Raw genomic sequence first — 23,333 nt, forward strand, 5'->3', positions numbered from 1 at the left:
TCGCGGCGGTCGGCATCAGGCCGTCAGATCCTTCTTTGACGTGATCAGTCCGTCTTCGTCGGCATAAAGATAATCGCCCGGAGCAATCGTCAGGCCGGCAACGCGGACCGTGACGTCCTTCTCGCCGTAGCCGTCGCCGCGCGGACGCAGCGGATTGGAGGCGAGCGCCCTTATGCCGATCGGTATCTCGGCGAGTTCCACGATGTCGCGCACCGCTCCGTAGATGACGAGTCCCGCCCAGCCGTTCTTGTGGGCGACCGCGGCGACGTTGCCGCCGATCAGCGCCCGGCGAAGCGATCCGCCACCGTCGATCACCAGGACACGCCCCTCGCCCGGCTGCTCGGTCGTGTGGCGCAGGAACAGATTGTCTTCATAAAGCCGCACGGTCGCAACCCGGCCGTGGAAGGCCGCGACACCGCCGTATTCCCGGAACACCGGCTCGGCGATCGCGACGTCCTGTTCGAAGGCGTCGCACAGGTCGGCGGTTTTCGGACTCATTCGTTATGCTCCATGATGCTCACGCCTCGTCGGCGAGTTTGCTCAATTCGTCGCGCTGATCGGGCGGCATGTTGAGCGCCAGCGCCGAGAGCGCCGTTTCGAGCTGCGCGATCGAACGCAGGCCGACGATCGGCGCCGTCACCGCCGGATGCGCCATGACCCAGGCAAGCGCGAGTTGCTCCTTCGGCGTTCCCCGCGCCTGCGCATAGGATTCGAGCGCCTCCACGATACGGAAATTGGCCGCGTGGCTGTAAAGCTTCTGGTATCGCGTCGTGGCGCTCATGCGCGTGTCCGGCGGCAGTGGCACGCCGGGCTTGTATTTGCCCGTGAGGAAACCGCCGCCCAGCGGCGAATAGCTGATCACCGCCAGCCCTTCCGCCTCGCACATGGGCAGGAGCTCGGCCTCCGGCGCGCGGTAGACGAGGCTGTAGCGCGGCTGCAGCGATACGAATTTGCTCCCACGCTGGCGGTCGCTGATCCACAGCGACTTCATCACCTGCCAGGCCGCGAAATTCGAGCAGCCGATGTAGCGCACCTTGCCGGCGCGAACGATGTCGTCGAGGGCGCCCAGCGTTTCTTCGAGTGGAGTGTCGGGGTCGAATTGATGGACCTGGTAGAGATCGACGTAGTCGGTCTGCAGACGCCGCAGCGAGATATCGATCGCATTCTTGACGACGCGGCTCGAGGCACCGCGCTCGTTCGGGCCTTCGCCGGTCGGATTGGCGAACTTGGTGGCGACGACGACGCGGTCGCGCTCCGATTTCAGGACACGGCCGACGATCTCCTCCGACTTGCCGCCGGCGTAGGTGTTGGCGGTATCGAAAAAATTGATCCCTTCGTCGAGGGCCCTGCGGATGATCGGCGTTGCAGTTGCTTCGTCGATCTCGCGACCGAAGGTCATGCACCCCACGCAAATCGGCGAGACCCGCAATCCCGTGTGGCCGAGCTGGCGATACTTCATGCGGGTCTCCGACGGGGCGTCGTACGCCGACGCCGCCGGTGGGTTGCTGCCCCTCTCCGGAGCCGCGCCGAACGCTTCGCCGTCATGCGAGGGCTACCGCAACGCTGCGGTATGCATGGGCGAAACGCGCTCGACGCGGTCTCGGGAGCGTCTAGGGGTATCTCACTATCCTCAGGACTGGACGTGCTTCCATTGCGCGAAGTACTTGCCGAGGCCTTGGCCCCAGACCGGGTACGTGAGCGAGACGTGCCTCCCGTTTGCGTAGAAGCCGGGGGCCGCGACGATCGGCAGGCAGCACCAGCTGGCGGTGCTGATCTCGACCATGCGCTCAAGCAGGTCGGCCGTATGAGCCGGGTCCATGCTGCTCTTGGCTTCGAGGTAGTCGGCGTCGAACTCCTTGATGTCCGGCGACTCGGCGAGGAAGTCGAGCACGCCGTACTGACTTGTCCAGATGACGAAGTCGATGCGGCCAAGCCGATTCACCGGCGAGGCATCGCACGCCATCTTGCCGATCAGCGCCGGCGACTTCGAGGTCGTGCGTACCTGGCGGTAAGCGGCCTTGTCGGCGGCGGTGACGTTGGCGTGGATGCCGAGCTTCTCCCAGTAGCCGGCGACCGCCAGCACGAGATCGGCGAGGAACGGCGCGGAGGAATCCGGCACCGACCAGAAGTCGAACGAGAAGCCGTCGGGATAGCCCGCGTCGGCGAGCAGTTTCTTGGCGGCATCCGGATCGTAGCGATACGCCTGCTTGGACCAGTCGGCCCATTTCTGGCGCGTCGCCGCGGTCATGTCGGGCGTAGCGCCGGCCGAAGGCGGCGGCATCTGCGCCTGGCCGTAGAACATCGTGTCGATGATCTCCTGGCGGTTGATCGCCAGTGACAGCGCCTCGCGCACCCGCACATCGGCGAGCGGCAGCCCCTTGGCCTGCGGGCGATAGGCGCCGAAGGTCCAGAAGCGCGCCAGCGCCACCATCCCGGAGAACGTGCCGAAGCCTTCGTCCTTCAGGGTCTTGGCGGTCTCCATCGACGCCTCGATGACGTCGATCTGGTCGGTCTCGATCATCGACTTGCGCGTCGATTCCTCGGGGACGAGATACAGGGTCAGCCGCTTGAAGTCCGGCGTGACGCCGCTCCAGTGGGGATAATCGACGGCCGCGAACTGGATGTTGTCGCCCGGCGTGTGGCTGACGAATTTGTACGGTCCGCTGCCGATCGGATGCGCCCGGAAATTGTCGATGCCGTTCTTCTCGATGTACGCCTTCGGGAAGATCACCAGGTACGGCTCGTTCGCCGGCGCGGCCGAGCTGTAGGCGAGCAGCGGCTGCGGCACCGCCGTATGAATGCGCAGCGTGTACGGATCGAGCACCTCGATGTTCGGCGTGTCGCCGAGCATCGAGCGCCAGTTGGACCCGTAGGTGGCTTCCTTCGATACCGCGCGGCCATAGCTGTAGGCCAGGTCGTCGGCCGTAAGCTTGCTGCCGTCGTGGAAGACGACGTCGTCGCGCAGGTGGAACGTCCACGACAAGCCGTCCGGCGCGGTCTCCCACGCCTTGACGATGCCGGGCGCGACTTCGCCGGTTTCGGGGTTGATCTCGAAGGCGCCGTCGTACAGGCCCTGCAGCATCAGATAGTTGGAGTTGCTGCCGCCGATGATCGGATCGAGCTGCTCGCCGTAGAAATCCTGCATGGCGACCCGCAACTCGGGGCCGTCGTCCGCCGCCTTCGCGACGATCGTGCTCAGTGGACCGGCGACCGCCGTGGCGGCGAGGCCGGCCAGCACCGTGCGCCGCCGCACGCCGCGCGAACCCGACGCCGTAGTCGAAACAGGCTTCATTGTTTTCCTCCCAATGTTTTTTGCGGACGGACTGCGCTTATTGGCGCGCAATCGATCGCCGCCACTCTCCCTCACCATGGCGCCGCGCCTCCCGAGCGCGTCGTCACGCATGCGTTCAGCCGACGACGATCTCGTCACCCTCCCATGAGAAAGTCGTGTTGAAACCCTGGTTCCTCGAAAGCTCCGCGACGTAGTCGACGACCACCTGACTGCGCGGATCCTTCTTGGGCAGCACCTCGGCCTGGACCTTCTGGTTGGTCAGGCAGGGCACGAAGCCCACCTTGGTGATCTTCTTGTTGGTGATCGCCGCCTTGACGATCATCGTCTTGCGGGCCTCGCCCGGGAACGGAAAATTCTTCCACTCCGGGTCGATCTTCAATTTGTAGAACTCGTGATGCTCCTTCACGAGAGACGTCTCGAGCAGCGTTCCGCGGAACGACTCCTGTGCGAAGTTGCCGAGACCGTAGAAGATGCCCTTACCCTTGTAGATCTCGACGCCGGCGAGCAGGTGGGCGTGATGCTGGAGCACCAGGTCAGCACCGCAATCGACGGCCGCGCGCGCGATTTCCTTCTGGTACATGCACAACACGTCCGGGACGAGGTGCACGCCCGAGTGTTGCGCGACGATGACGATGTCGGCCTGCGAGCGGACCTTACGGATATCCTCCCGCATGCCTTCTAGGTCTTCGCTGTTCGCCATCGTGACGATGCGCGGCGGCGTTCCCGGCTGCCAGTCGACCTGCTCGTAGAAGGTGGAGACGCGTATCGGGTTGGTGCCCGGCCGGTCGTAAGTCGCGTCGTAGCCTGGCGGCAGGATCGAGTTGTAGGCGAGGAAGGCGACGCGCACGCCGTTGCGTTCCATGAACACCGGCTTACGCGCCTCGGCCAGATCCTTGCCGACGCCGACGACTTCGATGTCGTTCTTCTTGAGCAGATCGATCGTGTCGAAGAAGGCTTCGACGCCGTAGTCGAGGCTGTGGTTGCTGGCGAACGACATGATGTCGAAACCGACGCGGCGAAACGACGGCACGTTCCCCAGCGGCGGACGGTACGGCACGTTCCAGCGAAAGCCGCCGAGTTGCCGCTCGCCGCGCGTTGAATAAGTCGTCTCAAGCTGGCCGAAGGTTATGTCGGCCGCTTTCAGGACGTGTGCGTTGAGCTCGAAAAGATGGTCGGCGGTCTCGTGCACGACCGCGCCGATATCTCCCACTGCGGCGAACGTCAGCGCGCCATTCTTTCCGTCACTCATCGATTTCCACATCCCGTTTTTGTGCGTTTCCGCGGCCGGGAAAACCGGCGCGGCAGTCGTCTCAGGTTGCGCAGTGAAGGGTTTTGGCGTGTTCGCCGGACGCACGGATCGCTTGGGCTTTTTCAGCTCTATAGCGACGCTTTTGTGCGTCTTCCTCCCTGTTCTCCCGATCGCGAACGTCGCAAACTCGCGCCTCCGCTGTCAAGTCTAATTATGCATTTTGAATTCGATTTTTGTAGTGCTGGGGCGGAGAGATTGCGATAGTAGGGCGCGCCAACGGCATTCGCCGCCGACGGCGGTTGCCAGCAACAGCCCGCCTTTCAAGCGGGCGCGCCAGAGAAGGGAAACCCATGGATGAGATAACGCGCCGGATCGCCGAATATGCCAGCGACCTGAAGTATTCCGACCTGCCGAAAGAAGTCGTAGCCGCCGCAAAAATCCGTCTCATCGACACGCTCGGCGTCGCGCTTGGCGGCAAGGATTGCAACGCGGTGCTCGCCGGCAAGCGTCTCACCGGCGGCGGCGCTCCCGACCGCTATCCCGGCCGCGTGCTCGGCAGTCGTTCACGCGCCAGCGCCGAGTCGGCGACCTTCGTCAACACGTCGATGATCCGCTACCTCGACTTCAACGACGCGGTACACGGCATCCATCCGAGCGACATGACCGGCGCACTGCTGGCGCTCGCCGAATCCGTCGGCGCCGACGGCAAGCGGCTGCTCTCCTCGCTCGTCGTCGCCTACGAGGTCGGCGTGCGCATGGCCAAGGCGACGCAGCTCCGCGAGAAGGGATGGGACCAGGGCTTCGCCGTGGGCATCGGCACCGCCGCCGGCGTCGGACATCTGCTGGGTCTCTCGGCGGAGAAGATCAGCCACGCCGTCTCCATCACCTGCACCGCCAACGTGCCCCTGCGCACATCCCGCGCCGGTGCCCTGTCGAACTGGAAAGGCTCCGCGACGGCCTTCGCCGCGCGCAACGCCGTATTCGCCTCGCTGCTCGCTGCCGAAGGCGTCACTGGTCCCGACAAATCCTTCGAAGGCCGCCACGGGCTTTGGGATCTCATCACCGGTCCCTTCAAGCTGCAGCCATGGGCGAGCGAGGGCGGCAACTGGATCATCCTGGCGACCAAGCTCAAGTTCTGGCCGGTCGAGGGCAACACGCTGACGATCGTTCCGACCGCCCTGCAGCTGCGCGAGAAGATGAAGGCCGATCAGATCGCCTCCATCGACATCGACACGCACTGGTCGGCGTGGCACGAGACGGCGAGCGAGCCGGAGAAGTGGGACCCGCAGACGCGCGAGACCGCGGATCACAGCATGCCTTACATCTTCGCCCGCACCTTCACGGACGGCGTCATCACCGTGAATTCCTACGAGCCGGCGCTCGCCGTCGATCCCGCCATCCGGCCGCTGATGAACAAGATCAAGGTGCACAATCCGGCCGACGTCGAAGCGATCTACAAGGGCGACGGCAGCTATCCGTTCACCTACTACCTGCGCACCACCGTGGTCGGCACCGACGGCAAGAAGACCGTGATCGAGGTCAAGAATCCGCGCGGCACGCCGCAAAACCCGATGAACGATGACGAGGTGGATGCCAAGTTCCTCGGCCTCGCCGAGCCGGTGCTCGGCAAGGCCGCGGCCGAGAAGGCGGTGCGCACGGCACGTGCCATCGAGACGGCGGACAAGGTGACGCCCATGCTGGACGCCATCGTCTACGAGTAGAAGTACGGCGCCATGTTTCGACCGACGATGGCATGGTGCGGCCCGGCGGCCCGCAACGATCACAAGTTGCGAGCCGTCGGACGAAGGGCCTATATACGGGCTTGCCGACATCAGCCAAACGCCTAGCGTCTGCGCCAATTGTTGGGGGCGAGTGAAACCCGGTTGGATATGAGATCTTCTGCAGCTGTTTCCATTCCGCGTCGCGCACTGCACGATGAGCTGACGGAACGCATCCGCGACCTGATCGTCGACGGCTATTTGCGGCCGGCACAGAAAATATCGGAGCGCGAGCTATGCGAACGTTTCGGCGTGTCGCGCACGCCGCTGCGCGAGGCGCTGAAAGTGCTGGCGTCGGAAGGCGCGGTCCGCCTGCTCCCCAATCGCGGTGCCGTCGTCAACGCCCTCACGATCAAAAGCCTCGAGGAACTCTTTCTGGTCGGCGGCGCGCTCGAAGCTCTCTCGGGTGAGATCGCCTGCCAGCGCATCACCGACCGGGAAGTCGCCGAAATCCGCAAATTGCATGAAGCGATGGTGGTGCAGTGGAAGCGCGGCAATCAACAGCGCTACAGGAAACTGAACCAGGCGATTCACGAGGCGATTCGCGAAGCCACGCGGAACGAGACGCTGAAGTCGACCTACCGGGCGCTGCCGGGCTACGTCCTCACCGCCCGTTTCGCGGCCAACCTGTCGCCCGAGCGCTGGGAGCGCGCGATCAAGGAACACGAGCAAATCCTCGCGGCCCTGACGGCAAGAGACGGCGCGGCGCTGGCGAAGATTCTGCGCGAGCATCTCTCCAACAAGCTGACCAACGTCAAGGAATGGCTGGCGGCACAGCACGCGCAGACGGCGACACCGATACCGGTGACGGAGCGGACCTACCAAAAGCGGCCCGCCACCGAAGGCTCGGCCCGCGGTGACTCGCCAAAACTCTAGCGCCTGGTCCGAAGTGCGCTAGTCGGTTGACGTCCTCCACCGAGACACCGGCCCTTCCGCGTGCGGCCGATCGCGGAGCGGCTCCGCCAACTACACGCGAACGCGAGCAAAAACCTCCAACGGTGTGCTTCGCCCGCGCACCGGATGCGGCGTCGGCGCCGCGAATCCCAGTAGTAGACCCTGAGCTTCGTCCGCGCCCACGCAGGCACGCATAGCGTCGACCAGATCGATGCTGGCAACGATATCGGCGTCCAGGTCGCGAGTCGCATGTTCGAGGCGGCTTGCGATATTCACGGTGTCGCCGATCGTAGCGAATTCGAGCCGATGGTCGCCCCCGATGTCGCCCAGCACGACCGGTCCCCAGTGCAATCCGACGCCGACACGAATGACCGGCTGGCCTTGCTCTTGCCGGTTCCGATTCCAGGCAGTCAGCGCGGTCGTCATGTCCCGCGCCGCCGCGAGCGCATTGGCGGCATCGCGAGGAGTGGTCTTCGGAGTGCCGAAGGTCGCCATGAGGCCGTCGCCAAGGTACTTGTCGAGCGTGCCGTGGTTGGCGAATACCGCCGCTTGCATGCGCTGATGAAATTCCCGCAGCAGCCCGATCAGGTCGACCGGCGATAATTTCTCGCCAAGGCTCGTGAAGCCGATGATGTCGGCAAAGAGAATGGCGACCGTCTGCTCCCGCACTTCGCTCAGCGGCCGATCCGCATCGGCGAGTTGCTCGACGAGGTTCGTGGAGAAATAGCGGGCAAGCTGCGTGCGTTCGCGCTCCGATTTCACTTGGCGCAAAGTGAGCGCCCGCGAGCGGTTAACCGCACCGGAAAGCAGACCGGCGACGACCAGCAGGAGAAAGTCCTGCTTCACGAGAGAATGAGCCATGACGGCGTGCGGATCGGTGCCCATGGTTGACCACCGCAGCCCGGGCAGGCCGGCGACCCAGAAGGAGGCCAGGGTCCACATGATGGCCGCAGCAGTTCCGGTCCAGAGCACCTGACGGGGAGAACTGGTCAGGGTGGAAAGGGCGATCAGGATCACGGGGAAAACGAGATTGTCGGAGCGCAGCAGCATCGGCAAGTCCGAGAAGTCGCTGACCCCGAACGGATTGGGATAGACGACGGCGAAAGTGGCCAGCGCAAGATCGGCGAGAGGGACGGCCCATCGCGTCCATTCCGGCGTTCCCGTGCCTTCCGGCCGTGGAACCAGAGACGCCGCTCCGGTCACGATGAACCCCAGCAGGAGCGCATAATAGTAAAGGACGTCGGGGAACGGATTCACGGCGGTCAGAAAGATCGCGACCAGCCCGAGCGCCGCCAGCCGAAGCCTGAAGGCAAGCTTCAGCCCGTTGCGCTCTTCCGCTGCAAAGGCGGTCTCAAGCCGTTGCGCCGGGGCCCGAGGATCGCGGTGCGGCTCCCTCGAAGCAGCGCTTGGCGGTTTAGGGTTCATGGCCGCCTGGGCGGGTGCTTGAGGATGGCTGCCGTGCGGAAAGGGAATGCGGGAGGCATTGCGCCGGTCTCGCTTCATGGCCGTGATGCTGACGTACTATGGCATGCCCTTGCCTTAAGCGGTCAGCCGGGGCTCGCGGGCCCAGCGAGCGGCGACGCTGGCCAGCGTCGCGTTTTTGACACATGCCCATGGCTTATGCCCGCGCGCCTGGCACAGGGCTATCGCGCCACCCGCGTTTTGTGGCAGAAGCCCCGCCCCGTCCGTCACCCGAGAAGCATTGGAGCGTCCGATGACCGTCGAAGCCATTGATGCAGCTTCTTCGCCCGCCGCCGTCGATGAGGCAGCGACGACGATCAGCCCGAAGAATCTCTCGGTCATCTATCTGCTGATCGTCTCGGCGTTCGTGGTGATTCTCAACGAGACGATCATGGCGGTGGCGCTGCCGCACCTGATGGCCGACCTCAACGCGACGGCAACTGCGGCGCAGTGGCTGACGACCGCGTTCCTTCTGACGATGGCGGTGGTCATTCCGGTCACCGGCTTCCTGATCCAGCGCATCAACACGCGCCCGATCTTCATCCTGGCGATGTCGCTGTTCAGCATCGGCACGCTGATCGCGGCAATCGCGCCCGGCCTGCCGGTGCTTATCTTCGGGCGCGTCGTCCAGGCCTCGGGAACGGCGATCATGATGCCGCTGCTGATGACCACCGTCATGACGCTGGTCCCGCCGGCAGCACGCGGCAAGATGATGGGTAACATCTCGATCGTCATATCGGTCGCGCCGGCGCTGGGGCCGACGCTGTCGGGCCTGATCCTCAACTATCTGAGCTGGCGCTGGATGTTCATCCTCGTGCTGCCGATCGCGCTGGCCGCGCTGGCCCTGGGCACGACCCTGCTCCGCAACGTGACAACGACGCGCTACGCGCCGCTCGACATCCTCTCCGTGATCCTCTCGGCGCTGGCATTTGGCGGCCTGGTCTACGGCCTCTCGAGCTTCGGCGAGCCGGCGGGCAGCGAAGGCGGCATCGTCCCCGCCTGGATCCCGCTCGCGATCGGCATCGTCGCGATGGTGATTTTCGTGGCGCGGCAGATCCAGTTGCAGGCGCACGACAGGGCGCTGCTCGACCTTCGCACTTTCGCCTCGCGGGATTTCACGATCTCGGTGACGATGTTCGTGATCATGATGATGGCGATGTTCGGCACGATCATCCTGCTGCCGATCTACATGCAGAACGTGCGCGGCCTCACCACCCTGCAGACCGGCCTTCTGCTCATGCCGGGCAGTTTGCTGATGGGACTTCTCGGCCCCTATGTCGGCCGGCTGTTCGACCGTATCGGGCCGCGGCCGCTGGTCGTGCCGGGCGCCATCGCGGTCAGCGCCGTGCTGTGGGCGATGACCCAGCTTGGATCGACGACGCCGGTGCCGTTCATTCTCGCCGGGCACGTAATATTCAGCCTCGGCCTCGCGTTCCTGTTCACGCCGCTCTTCACGACCAGCCTCGGCTCCATAAAGCCTCAGCTCTACTCGCACGGCAGCGCCATCCTCGGGTCGACGCAGCAGTTGGCCGGTGCGGCGGGCGTCGCGTTGTTCGTGGCGGTGATGTCGCTGCAGACGGCGTCACGCGCCGCCGCCGGCGCAAGTCCGGTCGAGGCGCTGGCGGGCGGCATCCGCGTCGCCTTCACCATCGGAGCCGTGATCTCGCTCTTCGCGATTCTGACGGCATTCTTCGTCAGGAAGCCGGCCGTGCAAATGGCCGAGATGGGCGCCGGGCACTAGACCCGCGTCTGCAGCGTCCCGGCGTAAGCCTCGAGCGCAGCCCGCGGCGCCTTGCCGATCAGCATGTAGCCGCGGCCGTTGTCGGTCCAGAAGACGATGTTGAAGCCTTCGCGCATTTCGAAGGCGGCGCCCTCGTCGGGTCGGCCGTTGGCGATGATGCACAACGCCAGCGGCCCGCTGTCCGACGACAGATAGGCGAGCTGCACCAGCGGCCGGCCGCGGAACTGGAACAGTTGCGCCCGCTTCAGAGTCGCGTCGGGCAGCGCCAGCTTGTCGGGCGACAGGTCGATCGCGAGCTTGCCGCCGATGTTGGAAAGCTCCTGCGTCATCGCCGGCTGGTCGTCCGGGATCGCGGCGAGAGTCTCGGTCGTGGTCAGCCCCTGATACTCGGCGACCACCTGCCGCCAGCCCGGCGGCTCCGGCGCCTTGTGCGTCAGGGTCGGCACGGCGTAGCCGGCGAGCCCGCCGGCAACGAAAATCGCGACCGCCGCCGCGATCGCCGGCAGCGACCACCACGACGAACGCGAACGCCGGCTGGCGCTCTGCTCGTGCCGCGCCACGAGATCGGCGAGCATCGCCGCCATGCGCGCCTCGGGCGCCGCCGACAGCAGCGCGTCGTAGGCCGGTCCGAACGCGCGCCCGCCACGGCCGAGCTGGTCGAGCCGCACCTTGAGCTGCGGTTCGGCCAACATGCGCTTCTCCAGCGCCGCGCGCTCGCCGGCGTCGAGTTCGCCGTCGAGGTATGCGGTCAGGATCGCGTCGTTGTCGGCGCTATCGGCCATGTCTTCCACTCTCCAGCCGGGCACCTTCCGCCCCGGCGTGCGTATCGCTGCCAAGTCCCGCAAGCTTCGACCGCGCTGCCGCCAGGCGCGACATGATCGTGCCGATCGGCACCGTCAGCGCCTCGGCCGCCTCTTTGTAGGTGAGGCCCTCGACGTAAACGAGGTAAACGGTTTCGCGCTGCACTTCCGGCAAATCCTGCACCTCCCTCAACACCTGGGCGGCCAGAATATTCGTTTCCGTGTCGCGCAATCCGTCGAACACCAGCACCGCGTCGGCATCGACAAGTCCTTGCCCCTGCCGGACTTTCCGGGCGCGGACTTCGTTCAGCCATATGGAGTGCAGGATCGAGATAAGCCAGCGGTCGAGGCGCGTGCCGGACTGGAACTGATGCGCCCGCTCCAGCGCCCGCACGCACGTCGCCTGGACCAGGTCCTCGGCCGTGTCGCGGTTGCCCGACAAGACGAGGCCGTAGCGCCAGAGCCGCTTGAGCTCGGCGCCGATGCCGGCGATCACAGGATCGTGACTATCCCCGCCCATGCGCCGAACGAATTTGGTACGCTTGCCTCGTGTTCATGTGTGGGAAGCTTACCGGGATGCCGCGGACCTGAACAGGAGTCGTGCTATGCGCCGATCGATCAACGTGCTTTTCGCCGTCGTCGCCCTCGCCTTCGCTCTCCCCGCCGCGCCGGTTTTCGCCGTGGACGACGCACCGGCCGCCACGCCGACACCTGTGGCCTGTAAGGCGCCCGAGGTGCCCAACGCCGACAAGTCGACGTGCGTCCCCTGCGCCAAGGGCACCAAGTACGACGAGGCCAAGAAGATCTGCGTCACCGTCAACGCCAGTTTGATGGACGACCGCGCCCTCTACGAGCAGGGGCGCGCGCTGGCGCTCGCCGGCTACTACCAGGACGCCCTCGCTACCTTCGCCGCGATCAAGAATCAGAACGACGCCATGACGCTGACCATGATCGGCTACTCCCAGCGCAAGCTCGGCCACACCGAGGAAGGCATCGCCATCTATCATCAGGCGCTGGCGCTCGATCCCGACAACGTCCACACGCACGAGTACCTCGGCGAAGGCTACCTCGCCGCCGGCCGCGTCGATCTCGCCGAACTGGAACTCGACACGCTGGCCAAGCTGTGCGGCACGACGTGCGAGCAGTATCGGGATCTGCAGACGGCGCTGATTGGCGACGGGGTGTGGCACTAGCACCGCTGTCGTCCCCGCGAAGGCGGCAACGCCGTAGACGGTGACGGTGGCGGAGGAACTCCGTCGCCGCATCCCCACAATCGTCATCCCGGCGAAAGCCGGGATCCAGTGCGCGAGGACCTCGGCGGACGCTGACGACTGCGCTGGACCCCGGCTTTCGCCGGGGTGACGTTGGAGTGTGGTGGAGAACGGCGATCAGCACTCACTGTGTCCCCGCGCAGGCGGGGACCTAATACACGCCGCTGGTGAAAACTAAGACGCAGCGATGCGCGGCCGGATCACCCCTGATCCGCCGGTGTCTACTGGGTCCCCGCCTGCGCGGGGACGACAACGAGGAGAAGAGTGACCGGACGGGAAAGAGCGATGCCGGGGGTCGACGGCTTTTGGTGCCCTCCCCCGCCCAGTTCTCTCGCTGGCCGACGCACAACCGATGGCCAGCTTGGCATCCCTCATCGCAAGCCGCTTGCCAGTCGCAGCGCCACCAGCCCTAGGCAATGGCCGGCAATCAATCGCAATCGATTGATTTTATTAAAGAAAAATTAACCGCCGCGCCGTTGCGAAACGCGAACCGTTTCGCAATTTGCGAGGTGTTACTCCGCCGCCTCGCGGGCCGCGACGCGCGTATCGCGCGACAGCCAGAGATCGATGAATCCATCGAGAAAAGCCGCGGTCTGCCAGTCGTGTAGCGCGCGGCCTTCGAAGTGATATTCGCGGTCCTGCTTGCCCGGCGCCGACGGACGCTCGCCCATGCGCTGGGTCCAGCGGTTGACCATCGCCGTCGTCAGCTCGATGTGGAACTGGATCGCGAACGCCGCCGGTCCGTACACGAACGCCTGGTTCGGAAACGTCTCGGCCGCGCCCTCGGCAAGCAGCGTCGCGCCGACCGGCAGGCCGAAGCCTTCGCGATGGAACTGATGCACGCGGTCCGGCCAGCGCATCAGCTTGCGGCCCGCCTCGGTTGCCTTCAGTCCGAACCAGCCGACCTCGATGTGGCCGTCGCCGTGCGGCCCGACCGCGGCGCCGAGATGGCGCGCCAGCATCTGCGCGCCAAGGCAGAGACCGAGAAACGGCGCCCCTTCGCGGAGCGGCACGTCGATCCAGTCGGTCTCCTGCTTCACGTAGTCGTCGGGATCGTTAACGCTCATCGGCCCGCCGAAGATCACCGCGCCGGCATGCTCCGCCAGCGTTGTGGGCAATGCGTCGCCGAAGCGCGGGCGGCGAATATCGAGGCGGTGGCCGCGATCGACCAGCCGGTGGCCGACGCGGCCCGGCGTCGACTGCTCCTGGTGGAGCACGATCAGGATCGGCTTGTGGCTAGTGGCGGCCACTGTCGCGCACCTTCTTCTTCAGCGCGATGCGCGTCGCCGTCGGCACGGCGAGCAGCTCGGCCACGCGCCACACCGCGTTGTCCTCGAATTCGTGCACCGTGCCGTCGGCGTAGACCAGCTTCCACATCATCTCGATGATGCGCTCGCGGTCGCCGATTTCCAGGCGCCGCTTGAGCACGCTGGTGAAGCCGTAAAGATCGACCGCCTCGGCATCGGCGCCCTCGGCCTTCTTCGCCAGCGACGCCGCCTCGTCGACCGACAGGGCAAAGCGGCGCGACAGGAGGTCGGTCAGCATCGTGCGCTCGTCGTCCGAAACGACGCCGTCGATCGCGATGACGTGGAAAAGCAACGCCGCGGCGGCGAGCTGCAGCTCGTCCTCGGCGGCCGGCCCGGGCGCACGCTGGGCGGTCGCTTCGCTGAGGAATCGCTTGATGGCGGCGAGCAAACGGGCGCTCCGGCAAGGAAAGTCGCGCCACTCTAGTCGCATCGCGGGAGGCTGGGAAACGCCGCCCGCCGTCGCAGCTCGCCAAAAAAGAAAAACCGCCGGGCGGACCGGCGGTTTTGAGGCAAGACTCAAACCCGAATGAGACTGCGTCCCTAGAACGACCGCCCGAACCAAAAAGCGGGCCAATAAGATGAAAGAACGAAAGTGCCTGAAGAAAAACTAGGTGATCACCGAATGGACAATGGCGACACTATTAATTCAACACCGACTACGCCCCTAAAACTTTCTCAGTAGCGAAACGCTTCGGGCCATTGGCGCGGCGAATCACTACGCAAATGATTCTGCGAAAACTGACCCGCGTTTGCAAGCATCTCGCGTGGGGCGCCGTGTAGCGGGGAAAACGGTGGAAGACGCCGGCTAACTGGTTCGCACGGCTGCGAGTTTTTCGACGATGCAGAACTCGCCGCCCTGGTTGAGGTCGGCCCTGGGGTCGCCGGTCATGTCGCTGTGGTCGTTGGCGAGCGACTCGGCGGCATAGTCCTCCGAGCGGTCGACCGGCCGGTAGCCCAGCGCCTCGGCCCGCTCGTTGGTCCACCAGGCGCGCCTGTTGTCCGACATGCCGTAGACGATGTCGTTTTTGACGTCCGGATGGTCGAGCCCGATGCGGATCAGTTGCGCGAGATCGCGCCGGCTGATCCAGATCGCCAGCCGCCGCCGGTCGAACGGCTTCGCCACCACGTGCCCGATGCGGATCGACAGCACCTCGGCGCCGTACTTGTCGGCGTAGAGGCTGCCGAGCGCCTCGCCGAACGCCTTGCTGAGGCCGTAGCGCGAATCGGGCCGCACGCTGACGTCGACCGGGATCGTCTCGGCCTTGGGGTAGAAGCCCATCGCGTGGTTGCTGGAAGCGAAGACGATGCGCCGCACGCCCTCCAGCCGCGCCGCCTCGAAGACGTTGTGCACGCCGACGATGTTCGACGCGAGGATCGTTTCCCACTCCGCCTCGTAGGCGTAGCCGCCGAGATGCACGACGCCGTCGCAGCCCGCGACCGCACGGCGGAGAGCGGCAAGATCGCCGAGCGAGGCCGGCGCTTCTTCCTCGCCGGCAACGAGATCGGCAACCGGCCGCTGGTCGGACAGCCGCACCAGATAATGCGGGCGCAGCAACGGCCTGAGCCCGGTCGCGACGCCGCCCGCCCCGCCGGTGATCAGGATACGCTTCATCTCAAGCCTCCGAACGGAAACGGGGACCCGAAGGCCCCCGCTCGTTCAATCCGTATGCGATTGCATCACGCCGCCGCGGCAAGCCGCTTGGCGACCGCGGCGGTGACTGGCGCCGGCCGCTCGACCGTCGACTTGATCGTGACGAAGCTGCGCTTCGCCGGCGAGGTCAGGATCGCCTCCATCACCTCGACGACATGCGCGGCAAGCCGGCCCGAGCAGCGCGGCTCGCGCTTCGAGCGGGCCGCATCGACCAGATCCGAGACGCCGAGCATGCGGTAGTTGGCGCGCGTCGGCTCGCTCGGCGGCCAGTTGTAAGCGCCGAACGAACCGCCGGCGCTGTCGACCTCTACGTAGTCGCCGCCGCGCGAGGAATAGAGGATCTTGCCCGAGAAGAAGTTCGGGTCCGGCACCAGCATCGAGCCTTCCGTGCCGTAGAACTCGATCGGGTTCGGATGGCCGTGCTTCCACACGTCCCACGAGGCGCCGAGCGTGATCTGCGCGCCGTTCGCGAATTCGAGAATCGCGTTGATGTTGGTCGGCGTCGAAACCTTGATCTTCTTGCCCTTGAGCGGGCCCTCGGCCGTGACCAGGCGCGTCGGCGAGCCCATCGAGGCCATCGCCGTCACGCTCTTCACGCCGCCGAGCAGGCTGACCAGCGTCGTGATGTAGTAGACGCCGACGTCGAACACCGGACCGGCGCCCGGCTGGAAGAAGAAGCCGGGGCTCGGATGCCAGTGCTCCATGCCGTGGCTCATGACGTAGGCGGTGCCGCCGACGACCTTGCCGATGGTGCCCTTGTCGAGCAACTGGCGCACGGTCTGCGCGCCGGCGCCGAGGAAGGTGTCCGGCGCGCTGCCGAGCTTCAGGCCGCGCTTGTCGGCTTCCTTGACGAGCTTGGCCGCGTCCTTGGCGTTGAGCGCCAGCGGCTTCTCGGTATAGGCGTGCTTGTCCGCGGTGAGGATCGACTTGGTAATGTCGTAGTGCACCGCCGGGATGGTGAGGTTCACCACCACTTCGATGTCTTTTTCCTTGAGCAGGTTGTCGGGCGTCAGCGCCTTGACCGAAAACTGCTCGGCGCGCTTCTTCGCGACTTCCGGAACGATGTCGGCGACCGCCACGATCTCGACGTTGCTGAAGCGCGGCGCGAGGCGGAGATACGCCTCGGAGATGTTGCCGCAACCGATGATGCCGACCTTGGCCTTCGATGCCATAAAACCTAGCCCCTTCCGATCAGACCGGAGACGTACTTGTAGGAATTGGCCGCGTACGAACGCCAGTCCGACGGGTTGTCGTGCTCCATCACCAGCAGGTTGGAGCCGGTCGACGAGATCGCCGGCAGCAGCGCCTTCCAGTCGATGACGCCGGCACCGACGTCGGTCCAGCCATCGTCCTTGGCGACGATCGGCTTGGTCGTATCCTTGATGTGGAACGCGGCGATCTTGCCGGCTTCCTTCCTGATCTCGGTCGCCGAGTCCGCACCGGCGCGGAAGATCCAGCCGATGTCGGCCTCGAAGCGCACGCCGTTGCCGGCGAGGATGTGGTCGATCGGCCGCGAGCCGTCGGGCAGCTTGGCGTATTCGAAATCGTGGTTGTGCCAGCCGAGCTTCAGCCCGGCCTCGGCGAGATGGCCGGCGTGCTCCGACAGGCGATGTCCGAACGCCTTCCAGCCTTCTACCGTCGAGGGCCGCGCATCGCCGCCGACGTGCGGGATGATCACGGTCTCGAGGCCCAGCGTCTTTGCCTGATCGATGACCTTGGCGCGGTCGGCTTCCAGATCGGCGAGCGGCATGTGCGCGGTCGGGATCGCGAGACCGAGCGCGTCCGCCTTCACGCGCAGGCCCTTGGGGTCGGCCTGGAAGTTGCCGCCGTACGGCTCGACGGCGTCGTAGCCGATCGCCGCGAGACCCTCCAGCACCGGCTCCAGCGGCGGAAATTTGCGCGCGCCGTAGAGCTGGAACGAAATCCGGTAGTTCGCCATGGCTTTATTCTTCGTGTTTGCGGGTGACTGGGAGTGGAAGGCCTAAAGGCGCGCGCCGCTCTCCGCATCGAAGATCGAAGCCGCCGAAGGATCGAAGCCGGCGCGAACCGTTTCGCCGATCGCGTATCCGTCCTCCGGACCGATACGCACCGACATCATGTTCTTGCCGACCGTGCCCCACAGTAGCGCATCGGCGCCCATCGGATCGATGAGTGAAACCGTCACGGGCAGCGTCGCGTGGCCGTTCAGGTCCTTCACCGAAAGCTGCTCCGGGCGCACGCCGAGCGCGATCGGCTGCCCTTCGGCCGGCGCGCCGATGAAGTTGTAGCCGTTGAGCGGAACCTCGCTGCCGTCGTCGAGCGCCACCACAACAGTGCCGTTCGCCTTCTTGATCTTGCCGTCGAGGAAGTTCATCGCCGGCGAGCCGACGAAGCCCGCGACGAACCGGTTGATCGGCCGGCGGTAGATTTCCTTAGGCGAGGCAAGCTGCTGGATGAGGCCATTGTGCATGACCGCGATGCGGTCGGCGAGCGTCAGCGCCTCGATCTGGTCGTGCGTGACGTAGATCATCGTCGAGCCGAGCTGGATGTGCAGCTTCTTCAGTTCGACGCGGAGCTCGGTGCGCAGCTTGGCGTCGAGGTTCGACAGCGGCTCGTCGAACAGGAACACCTCGACGTCGCGCACCAGCGCGCGGCCGATGGCGACACGCTGGCGCTGGCCGCCGGAAAGCTCGAAGGGCCGCCGCTTCATCAGCGGCTGGATCTGCAGGAGATCGGCCGCCGCCTTGATGCGCTTGGCGATCTCGGGCTTGGCGACGCGCGCCGTCTTGAGGCCGAACGACAGGTTGCCCTCGACCGTCATGCGCGGGTAGAGCGCGTAGGACTGGAACACCATGCCGATGTGCCGGTCCTTGGGCTCCTTCCAGGTGACGTTGTCGCCGGCGATCCAGATCTGGCCGCCCGAAATGTCGAGCAGGCCGGCGATCGAGTTGAGCAGGGTCGACTTGCCGCAGCCCGACGGCCCGAGCAGCACGAGGAATTCGCCCTCCTCGACGTCGACATTGAGGTTTTGCAGAACCTTCAGATTGCCGAAGGTGACCTCGAGATTGCGAACCGAAACATGCGCCATCGTCTACCCTTTCACCGCACCGGCAGCGATGCCGCGCACGAATAGTCTGCCCGAAACGAAATAGATGGTGAGCGGCACGAGGCCGGTCAGGATCGTCGCCGCCATGTTGACGTTGTATTCGCGCACGCCCTGGATCGAGTTGACGATGTTGTTGAGCTTCACCGTCATCGGATAGTTGGTCGGCCCGGCGAAGATCACGCCGAACAGGAAGTCGTTCCAGATGCCGGTGACCTGCAGGATGAGCGCCACCGTGAAGATCGGCAGCGACATCGGCAGCATGATCTTGAAGAACACGCCCCAGAAGCCGGCGCCGTCGACGCGCGCCGCCTTGAACAGCTCGGCCGGCAGCGACGCGAAATAGTTGCGGAACAGCAGCGTCAGCACCGGCATGCCGAAGATCGAGTGGATCATGATGACCGCCCACAGCGTCGAGTAGATGCCCATCTTCGACGTGAGCAGCACGAGCGGATAGATCATCACCTGGTAGGGAACGAACGACCCGACGAGCAGGATGATGAAGAAGAATTCCGAGCCCTTGAAGCGCCAGTTGGCGAGCGCGTAGCCGTTGACCGCGCCAATCGCGATCGAGACGATGACGCTCGGCACCGTGATCTTCACCGAGTTCCAGAAGTTGGTGTGCATGCCGAGGCACTCGAGCCCGGTGCACGCCTTGTTCCATGCCTTGTCCCACGCATCGAAGGTGATGTGCATGGGCAGCGAGAAGATGTTGCCAAGGCGGACTTCCTCGAGCCCCTTCAGCGACGTCGAGATCATGATGTAGAGCGGGATCAGGAAGTAGATCGCCGAGATGATCAGGACCGCATAGATGAAGATGCGCGACGGCGCGAAGCGCCGGATCGGACGCGGCCCTGTCGGGTCAATGGCAAGCGCGGTGCTGCTCAACGGGGTCGCGTCCTCTAGCTTTTCTTCTGGCCGAATTCGTAGAACGCCCACGGGATCACGATGATCGCGACGGCGGCGAGCAGCACCGACGAAGCGGCAAGGCCCTGCGCCAGGTTCGACACGAACATGAATTCGTAGACGTAGACGGTCGGGAACTGCGACGAGAGGCCCGGCCCGCCGCCGGTCATGGCGACCACGAGGTCGTAGGTGCGCACCGCGCCGGCCGCGAACAGCACCAGCGCCGTTATGAACACCGGGCGCATCATCGGAATGATGATCGACCAGTAGGTGCGCCACTTGGGAATGCCGTCGACGCGCGACGCCTTCCAGATTTCATCGTCGATGCCGCGCAGGCCCGCGAGCATCAGCGCCATCATCAGCCCGGTGCCCTGCCAGACCGCGGCGATGACCAGCGAGTAGACGACCATCTGGCGATTGGCGATCCAGTCGAACGTGAAATTGGTCCAGCCGAGATCGCGCACCGACTTCTGCAGGCCGAACGCCGGGTTGAGCGCCCATGCCCAGACGATGCCAGTGATGATGAACGACAGCGCGAACGGATAGAGGAAGATCGTGCGGAACGTGTTCTCGAAGCGGATCTTCTGATCCATGAACACGGCGAGCAGGAAGCCCAGCACGAACGTGAAGGCGAGCGAGAAGATGCTGAAGACGAAGAGATTCCTGACCGACAACTGCCAGCGCGAGGAGGTGAACAGGCGCGTGTACTGATCTATGCCGACGAAATCCTTCGCGAAATTGGACGTCGGCAGGATGCGCGAGCTGGTCAGCGAGTAGACGATCGTCCAGATGCTGCAGCCGATGAAAACGACGATCACGGTCGCCATCATGGGCGTCAACGCGATCTTCGACTGAAGATTACGGAAAATCTTGAGCGGCGGCTTGGTTATCGCGCTCGCCGTGGCGACGTTGGAAATCGGCTGTGCGGTAGCAGACATGACTTACTTGCCCCTCGCGCTCATCAGGAACGCGGCCCCTGGTTCGACGTGGCCGGCTCGTTTTCGCGAGCCGGCCACGCCAGTGGCTTGCCGTAAGGCTAGGTACTAGCCCTTCGGGGCGTTCTTGATGATGTCGACGAACGAGGCGAGCGCCTGGTCGACAGTCATGTCCTTGTTGGTGAAGAACTCGTTCTGCAGGTCGCGGATCTGGTTGATGGTGTCACGATCCATGATCTGAGCGCCCGTCGGGAAGATGTTCGCCGGGTTCTCGAGAATCTTCAGGCCCTTCTTCATGCAGTCGTCAGCCGCGGCCAGATCGACGTCCGGACGAATCGGCAGCGAGCCCTTCTTCAGGTTGAAGGCGACCTGCACCGGCTTCGAGAACATCGTCGAAGCAAGCAGGAGCTGCGCCTTGACGACTTCCGGATCCTTCTGCTTCGGGAAGTAGAACACGTCACCGCCCGTATCCAGAACCTCGTGGTAGCCGAGGCCCGGGAGACAATCGTAGTCGACGCCGGCCTTCATGTTGGCGACCGAGAACTCACCACGGGCCCAGTCGCCCATGACGTTCGCGGCGGCCTTGCCGGTGATGACCAGCGACACGGCGTCGTTCCACTGCGGAACGATCGTGTTCGGGTCGACGATCTGGCGGGCCTTATCCATGGCCACCCAGATTGCCTTCTCTTCCGGGCCACCGGAGGCGGCCAGGTCACGATCCTTGTGCGTCTTCAGGTAGAGGTCGATGCCACCCACGCCGACTTCGATGTCGCCGAGGAGCGTGCCGATCGGCCAGCCCTGGGCGGCCGAGAGGGGCAGGATGCCCTTGGCCTGGAGAGCCGGAGCGGCATTGACGACGTCGTCAAAGTTCTTCGGCGGCTCGATGCCGTTGTCCTGGTAGACGTGGCGGTTGGTCCACAGCCACTGGCCCGAGTGCAGGTTCACCGGAACGCACCAGACCTTGCCGTTGCGCGTGCAGGATTCCATCTGCGAATGCGGACGAACGAGGTCGTTCCACTTCTCGGTGGCGGCGAGGTCCGACAGGTCGGTCATCAGGCCGGCGTCAACCAGATCGTCCGAGTCCTTGCCCGGGTTGAACTGGGTGGCACCGGGCGGGTTGCCGCCCATGATACGGCTGATGATGATCGGGCGAGCCGTGTCGCCGGAGCCGCCGATGGCGCCGTCGACCCAATGATTGCCGGTCGCGTCGAACGCGTCGGCAAACACCTTCACGGCCGCGGATTCACCCGCAGACGTCCACCAGTGAGTCACTTCCACGTCGGCGGCGAAAGCCGGCCCACCGACGATCGCCGCGAGGGCAGTGGCCCCGAGCAGCGTCTTTGCGAAATGCGTCATTCCATTCCTCCCTATCTTTCCGTCCGCCGATCGGCGTCCGGCACAAGAAGCCTAAGACAATTCCAGACGAGCACTCCCAAGCGACAGTCCAAGTCATCAAACCCGCCGGGCGCAATTGTCCCGTCTGGTCGATTTCCGATCCGGAAAAGCTGGGGCGCATTTTTTGGCGCCCATTCCTCCCAGTTGTGGCGGGCGCGTTATCGCGCCTCTCCTTCTTTCAACAGCGGCGCCGATTGATCGCCGGTTACCGGCATGACGAACGGCGCAATTCGAATGGAAAATGTGTCGGGCGTTACAACGCCCAGTTCCTCTCCCTCACCCGCTCGAGTGCCTTTGCGGCACTTCTTGCTTCGTCGTCTTTCTCCGCAACTCCCATGCGGAGGAAGATTGGTCTCTATGACGCACGCCGATCAGACTCGCCAATCGCGCTGTAAACGATTACATTGGACGCTAATTACAAGTCGGCGCGAAGTCAATGCCGATGTAGGGAGCGACGAGACTTAACCGTCTCAACATGTCGAGAGCAACCGAAGCGCGAGCGAAACCCGGCTCCGTGACCATCCGCGACGTTGCCCGTCGCGCCGGTGTGTCGACGGCTACCGTCTCGCGCGCGCTCGCCGATCCCGAGCGCGTGGCGGAGGCGACGCGCGCCGCGGTGTTCGCCGCGATCGCCGAAGTCGGCTTCACACCTAATGCATCAGCGCGCAGTCTCCGCGCCCGCTCGACCAAGATGGCGCTGGCGCTGATCAACGGCATCGGCGACTCGTTTTACACCGCGATTCTGAACGCGATCGAGTCGACGCTTTTCGAAGCCGGCTACGGCCTGGTGATGGGCGACACGCGCGGCACGCCGGGCCGCGAGAAGCACTATGACCAGCTCGTCCGCTCCGGCCAGGTCGACGGCGTGCTGCTCTTCTCCGGCCGCCTGCCGCAGCAGGGCTTCGACTCGTTAGCCGGCCAGATACCGATCCTGCTGATCTGCAACGACATCCCCGAGCTCGGCGAGCTGCCCGTCATCGAGGTCGCCAATCGCGATGCCGCGTTCCAGATGGTGCAGTACCTGATCAGCCTCGGCCACCGCAGCATCGCCCACGTGACCGGCCCGGTGAACAACGTCGAGGCGAAGGAGCGGCTGCGCGGCGTGCACGAGGCGGCGATCGCGAGCGGCCTCGCGCCCGAGGATCTGATCGTGTGGGAAGGCAGCTTCTCGTTCGAGGCCGGCACCGCCGCGGCGCAGCGTTTCCTGGCGCTGCCGGTCCGCCCGACCGCCGTCTTCTGCGCCAGCGATCAGGTCGCGATCGGCTTCATCAAGGCGATCCGCGACGCCGGATTGTCGGTGCCCGAAGATGTGTCGGTCGCCGGCTTCGACGACATCGAATATGCCAACCTCCTGTCGCCGGCGCTGACCACCATGCGCCAGCCGCGCGCCGAGCTTGGCCGCCGCGCCGCCGAGCATCTCGTCCTGCGCATGAGCGGCGACCGCAAGAGCATGCCCCAGCGCACGCGACTGCCGTGCACGCTTGTGATCAGGGACAGTGTCCGCGCCCATCGCGGCGCGCCGCGCGAGCGTCATCCGACGGCGGCGATAACCGGCGCGCCGGTCTAGCCGG

The 23,333-nt window shown here is 65.0% G+C and carries 21 protein-coding genes; 5 read left to right on the forward strand and 16 right to left on the reverse strand.

Annotated elements, in window-relative coordinates; all coding sequences use genetic code 11:
• Nucleotides 1-15: 15 nt before the first annotated feature.
• The 4 genes from rraA to WDM94_01000 form a co-directional block, all read right to left on the reverse strand.
• Nucleotides 16-498 carry a ribonuclease E activity regulator RraA gene (rraA, locus tag WDM94_00985; GenBank protein ID MEJ0011202.1) on the reverse strand — a complete coding sequence of 161 codons (483 nt, stop codon included), beginning with the start codon at nucleotides 496-498 and terminating at the stop codon, nucleotides 16-18.
• 19 nt (nucleotides 499-517) lie between these two features.
• Nucleotides 518-1,459, reverse strand: a complete 942-nt coding sequence (locus tag WDM94_00990; protein ID MEJ0011203.1) for an aldo/keto reductase — start codon at nucleotides 1,457-1,459, stop codon at nucleotides 518-520.
• Between the two features lie 171 nt (nucleotides 1,460-1,630).
• The gene (locus WDM94_00995) at nucleotides 1,631-3,292 is read right to left on the reverse strand and encodes an ABC transporter substrate-binding protein (GenBank protein MEJ0011204.1); all 1,662 of its coding nucleotides are present in this window, start codon (nucleotides 3,290-3,292) and stop codon (nucleotides 1,631-1,633) included.
• A 115-nt stretch (nucleotides 3,293-3,407) separates the two neighbouring features.
• Nucleotides 3,408-4,541: a CapA family protein gene (locus WDM94_01000; GenBank protein ID MEJ0011205.1), complete on the reverse strand. Its 1,134-nt coding sequence runs from the start codon at nucleotides 4,539-4,541 to the stop codon at nucleotides 3,408-3,410.
• Between the two features lie 350 nt (nucleotides 4,542-4,891).
• Between WDM94_01000 and WDM94_01005 the strand changes: the two genes are divergently transcribed.
• Together WDM94_01005 and WDM94_01010 are read left to right on the forward strand one after the other, a co-directional pair.
• The gene (locus WDM94_01005; GenBank protein ID MEJ0011206.1) at nucleotides 4,892-6,262 is read left to right on the forward strand and encodes an MmgE/PrpD family protein; all 1,371 of its coding nucleotides are present in this window, start codon (nucleotides 4,892-4,894) and stop codon (nucleotides 6,260-6,262) included.
• Nucleotides 6,263-6,403: 141 nt separating this feature from the next.
• Complete coding sequence (locus WDM94_01010) at nucleotides 6,404-7,195, forward strand: GntR family transcriptional regulator (protein ID MEJ0011207.1); 792 nt, start codon at nucleotides 6,404-6,406, stop codon at nucleotides 7,193-7,195.
• Nucleotides 7,196-7,285: 90 nt separating this feature from the next.
• Here the strand turns inward: WDM94_01010 and WDM94_01015 are convergent, their stop codons facing one another.
• Nucleotides 7,286-8,716, reverse strand: coding sequence for an adenylate/guanylate cyclase domain-containing protein (locus WDM94_01015; protein MEJ0011208.1), 1,431 nt, complete (start codon nucleotides 8,714-8,716; stop codon nucleotides 7,286-7,288).
• 211 nt (nucleotides 8,717-8,927) lie between these two features.
• On the opposite strand from WDM94_01015, the gene WDM94_01020 reads away from it, so the two are divergent.
• Entirely contained in the window at nucleotides 8,928-10,415 is a 1,488-nt protein-coding gene (locus WDM94_01020) for an MDR family MFS transporter (protein MEJ0011209.1), read from the forward strand.
• On the opposite strand, the gene WDM94_01025 is transcribed toward WDM94_01020, so the two are convergent.
• Nucleotides 10,412-11,197, reverse strand: coding sequence for a hypothetical protein (locus WDM94_01025; GenBank protein MEJ0011210.1), 786 nt, complete (start codon nucleotides 11,195-11,197; stop codon nucleotides 10,412-10,414). The two genes, WDM94_01020 and WDM94_01025, sit on opposite strands and share 4 nt — an antisense overlap.
• Nucleotides 11,187-11,735, reverse strand: a complete 549-nt coding sequence (locus WDM94_01030; protein ID MEJ0011211.1) for a sigma-70 family RNA polymerase sigma factor — start codon at nucleotides 11,733-11,735, stop codon at nucleotides 11,187-11,189. Before WDM94_01030 ends, WDM94_01025 begins: the two co-directional genes overlap by 11 nt.
• Before the next feature lie 85 nt (nucleotides 11,736-11,820).
• Between WDM94_01030 and WDM94_01035 the strand changes: the two genes are divergently transcribed.
• Nucleotides 11,821-12,408: a tetratricopeptide repeat protein gene (locus tag WDM94_01035; protein ID MEJ0011212.1), complete on the forward strand. Its 588-nt coding sequence runs from the start codon at nucleotides 11,821-11,823 to the stop codon at nucleotides 12,406-12,408.
• Between the two features lie 590 nt (nucleotides 12,409-12,998).
• Here the strand turns inward: WDM94_01035 and WDM94_01040 are convergent.
• The 9 genes from WDM94_01040 to WDM94_01080 form a co-directional block, all read right to left on the reverse strand.
• Nucleotides 12,999-13,736, reverse strand: a complete 738-nt coding sequence (locus WDM94_01040) for a glutamine amidotransferase (GenBank protein ID MEJ0011213.1) — start codon at nucleotides 13,734-13,736, stop codon at nucleotides 12,999-13,001.
• A complete protein-coding gene (locus WDM94_01045) occupies nucleotides 13,723-14,181 on the reverse strand; it encodes a TerB family tellurite resistance protein (GenBank protein MEJ0011214.1) in 459 nt (152 codons plus the stop codon). The genes WDM94_01040 and WDM94_01045 overlap by 14 nt, the downstream gene beginning before the upstream one ends.
• A gap of 417 nt (nucleotides 14,182-14,598) precedes the next feature.
• A complete protein-coding gene (locus WDM94_01050; protein ID MEJ0011215.1) occupies nucleotides 14,599-15,405 on the reverse strand; it encodes an NAD(P)-dependent oxidoreductase in 807 nt (268 codons plus the stop codon).
• Nucleotides 15,406-15,470: 65 nt separating this feature from the next.
• Nucleotides 15,471-16,616, reverse strand: a complete 1,146-nt coding sequence (locus tag WDM94_01055; protein ID MEJ0011216.1) for a Gfo/Idh/MocA family oxidoreductase — start codon at nucleotides 16,614-16,616, stop codon at nucleotides 15,471-15,473.
• Nucleotides 16,617-16,621: 5 nt separating this feature from the next.
• A complete protein-coding gene (locus WDM94_01060) occupies nucleotides 16,622-17,383 on the reverse strand; it encodes a sugar phosphate isomerase/epimerase (protein MEJ0011217.1) in 762 nt (253 codons plus the stop codon).
• 42 nt (nucleotides 17,384-17,425) lie between these two features.
• On the reverse strand, nucleotides 17,426-18,511 hold the full coding sequence (locus WDM94_01065; protein ID MEJ0011218.1) for an ABC transporter ATP-binding protein: 1,086 nt from the start codon (nucleotides 18,509-18,511) through the stop codon (nucleotides 17,426-17,428).
• Nucleotides 18,512-18,514: 3 nt separating this feature from the next.
• Nucleotides 18,515-19,414 (reverse strand): carbohydrate ABC transporter permease, encoded by a 900-nt coding sequence (locus tag WDM94_01070; GenBank protein MEJ0011219.1) that lies wholly within the window; start codon nucleotides 19,412-19,414, stop codon nucleotides 18,515-18,517.
• Nucleotides 19,415-19,428: 14 nt separating this feature from the next.
• Complete coding sequence (locus WDM94_01075; GenBank protein MEJ0011220.1) at nucleotides 19,429-20,370, reverse strand: sugar ABC transporter permease; 942 nt, start codon at nucleotides 20,368-20,370, stop codon at nucleotides 19,429-19,431.
• A gap of 105 nt (nucleotides 20,371-20,475) precedes the next feature.
• Nucleotides 20,476-21,723 (reverse strand): ABC transporter substrate-binding protein, encoded by a 1,248-nt coding sequence (locus tag WDM94_01080; GenBank protein ID MEJ0011221.1) that lies wholly within the window; start codon nucleotides 21,721-21,723, stop codon nucleotides 20,476-20,478.
• Nucleotides 21,724-22,276: 553 nt separating this feature from the next.
• On the opposite strand from WDM94_01080, the gene WDM94_01085 reads away from it, so the two are divergent.
• Nucleotides 22,277-23,329 carry a LacI family DNA-binding transcriptional regulator gene (locus tag WDM94_01085; protein MEJ0011222.1) on the forward strand — a complete coding sequence of 351 codons (1,053 nt, stop codon included), beginning with the start codon at nucleotides 22,277-22,279 and terminating at the stop codon, nucleotides 23,327-23,329.
• Nucleotides 23,330-23,333 lie beyond the last annotated feature (4 nt).

The organism is Bauldia sp. (assembly GCA_037200845.1).
GTDB lineage: Bacteria > Pseudomonadota > Alphaproteobacteria > Rhizobiales > Kaistiaceae > DASZQY01.

Coding starts and splice junctions, on each gene's coding strand:
- rraA (MEJ0011202.1), bottom strand. CDS start 498: ATGAGTCCGAAAACCGCCGACCTGTGCGACGCCTTCGAACAGGACGTC.
- WDM94_00990 (MEJ0011203.1), bottom strand. CDS start 1,459: ATGAAGTATCGCCAGCTCGGCCACACGGGATTGCGGGTCTCGCCGATT.
- WDM94_00995 (MEJ0011204.1), bottom strand. CDS start 3,292: ATGAAGCCTGTTTCGACTACGGCGTCGGGTTCGCGCGGCGTGCGGCGG.
- WDM94_01000 (MEJ0011205.1), bottom strand. CDS start 4,541: ATGAGTGACGGAAAGAATGGCGCGCTGACGTTCGCCGCAGTGGGAGAT.
- WDM94_01005 (MEJ0011206.1), top strand. CDS start 4,892: ATGGATGAGATAACGCGCCGGATCGCCGAATATGCCAGCGACCTGAAG.
- WDM94_01015 (MEJ0011208.1), bottom strand. CDS start 8,716: ATGAAGCGAGACCGGCGCAATGCCTCCCGCATTCCCTTTCCGCACGGC.
- WDM94_01020 (MEJ0011209.1), top strand. CDS start 8,928: ATGACCGTCGAAGCCATTGATGCAGCTTCTTCGCCCGCCGCCGTCGAT.
- WDM94_01025 (MEJ0011210.1), bottom strand. CDS start 11,197: ATGGCCGATAGCGCCGACAACGACGCGATCCTGACCGCATACCTCGAC.
- WDM94_01030 (MEJ0011211.1), bottom strand. CDS start 11,735: ATGGGCGGGGATAGTCACGATCCTGTGATCGCCGGCATCGGCGCCGAG.
- WDM94_01035 (MEJ0011212.1), top strand. CDS start 11,821: ATGCGCCGATCGATCAACGTGCTTTTCGCCGTCGTCGCCCTCGCCTTC.
- WDM94_01050 (MEJ0011215.1), bottom strand. CDS start 15,405: ATGAAGCGTATCCTGATCACCGGCGGGGCGGGCGGCGTCGCGACCGGG.
- WDM94_01055 (MEJ0011216.1), bottom strand. CDS start 16,616: ATGGCATCGAAGGCCAAGGTCGGCATCATCGGTTGCGGCAACATCTCC.
- WDM94_01060 (MEJ0011217.1), bottom strand. CDS start 17,383: ATGGCGAACTACCGGATTTCGTTCCAGCTCTACGGCGCGCGCAAATTT.
- WDM94_01065 (MEJ0011218.1), bottom strand. CDS start 18,511: ATGGCGCATGTTTCGGTTCGCAATCTCGAGGTCACCTTCGGCAATCTG.
- WDM94_01075 (MEJ0011220.1), bottom strand. CDS start 20,370: ATGTCTGCTACCGCACAGCCGATTTCCAACGTCGCCACGGCGAGCGCG.
- WDM94_01080 (MEJ0011221.1), bottom strand. CDS start 21,723: ATGACGCATTTCGCAAAGACGCTGCTCGGGGCCACTGCCCTCGCGGCG.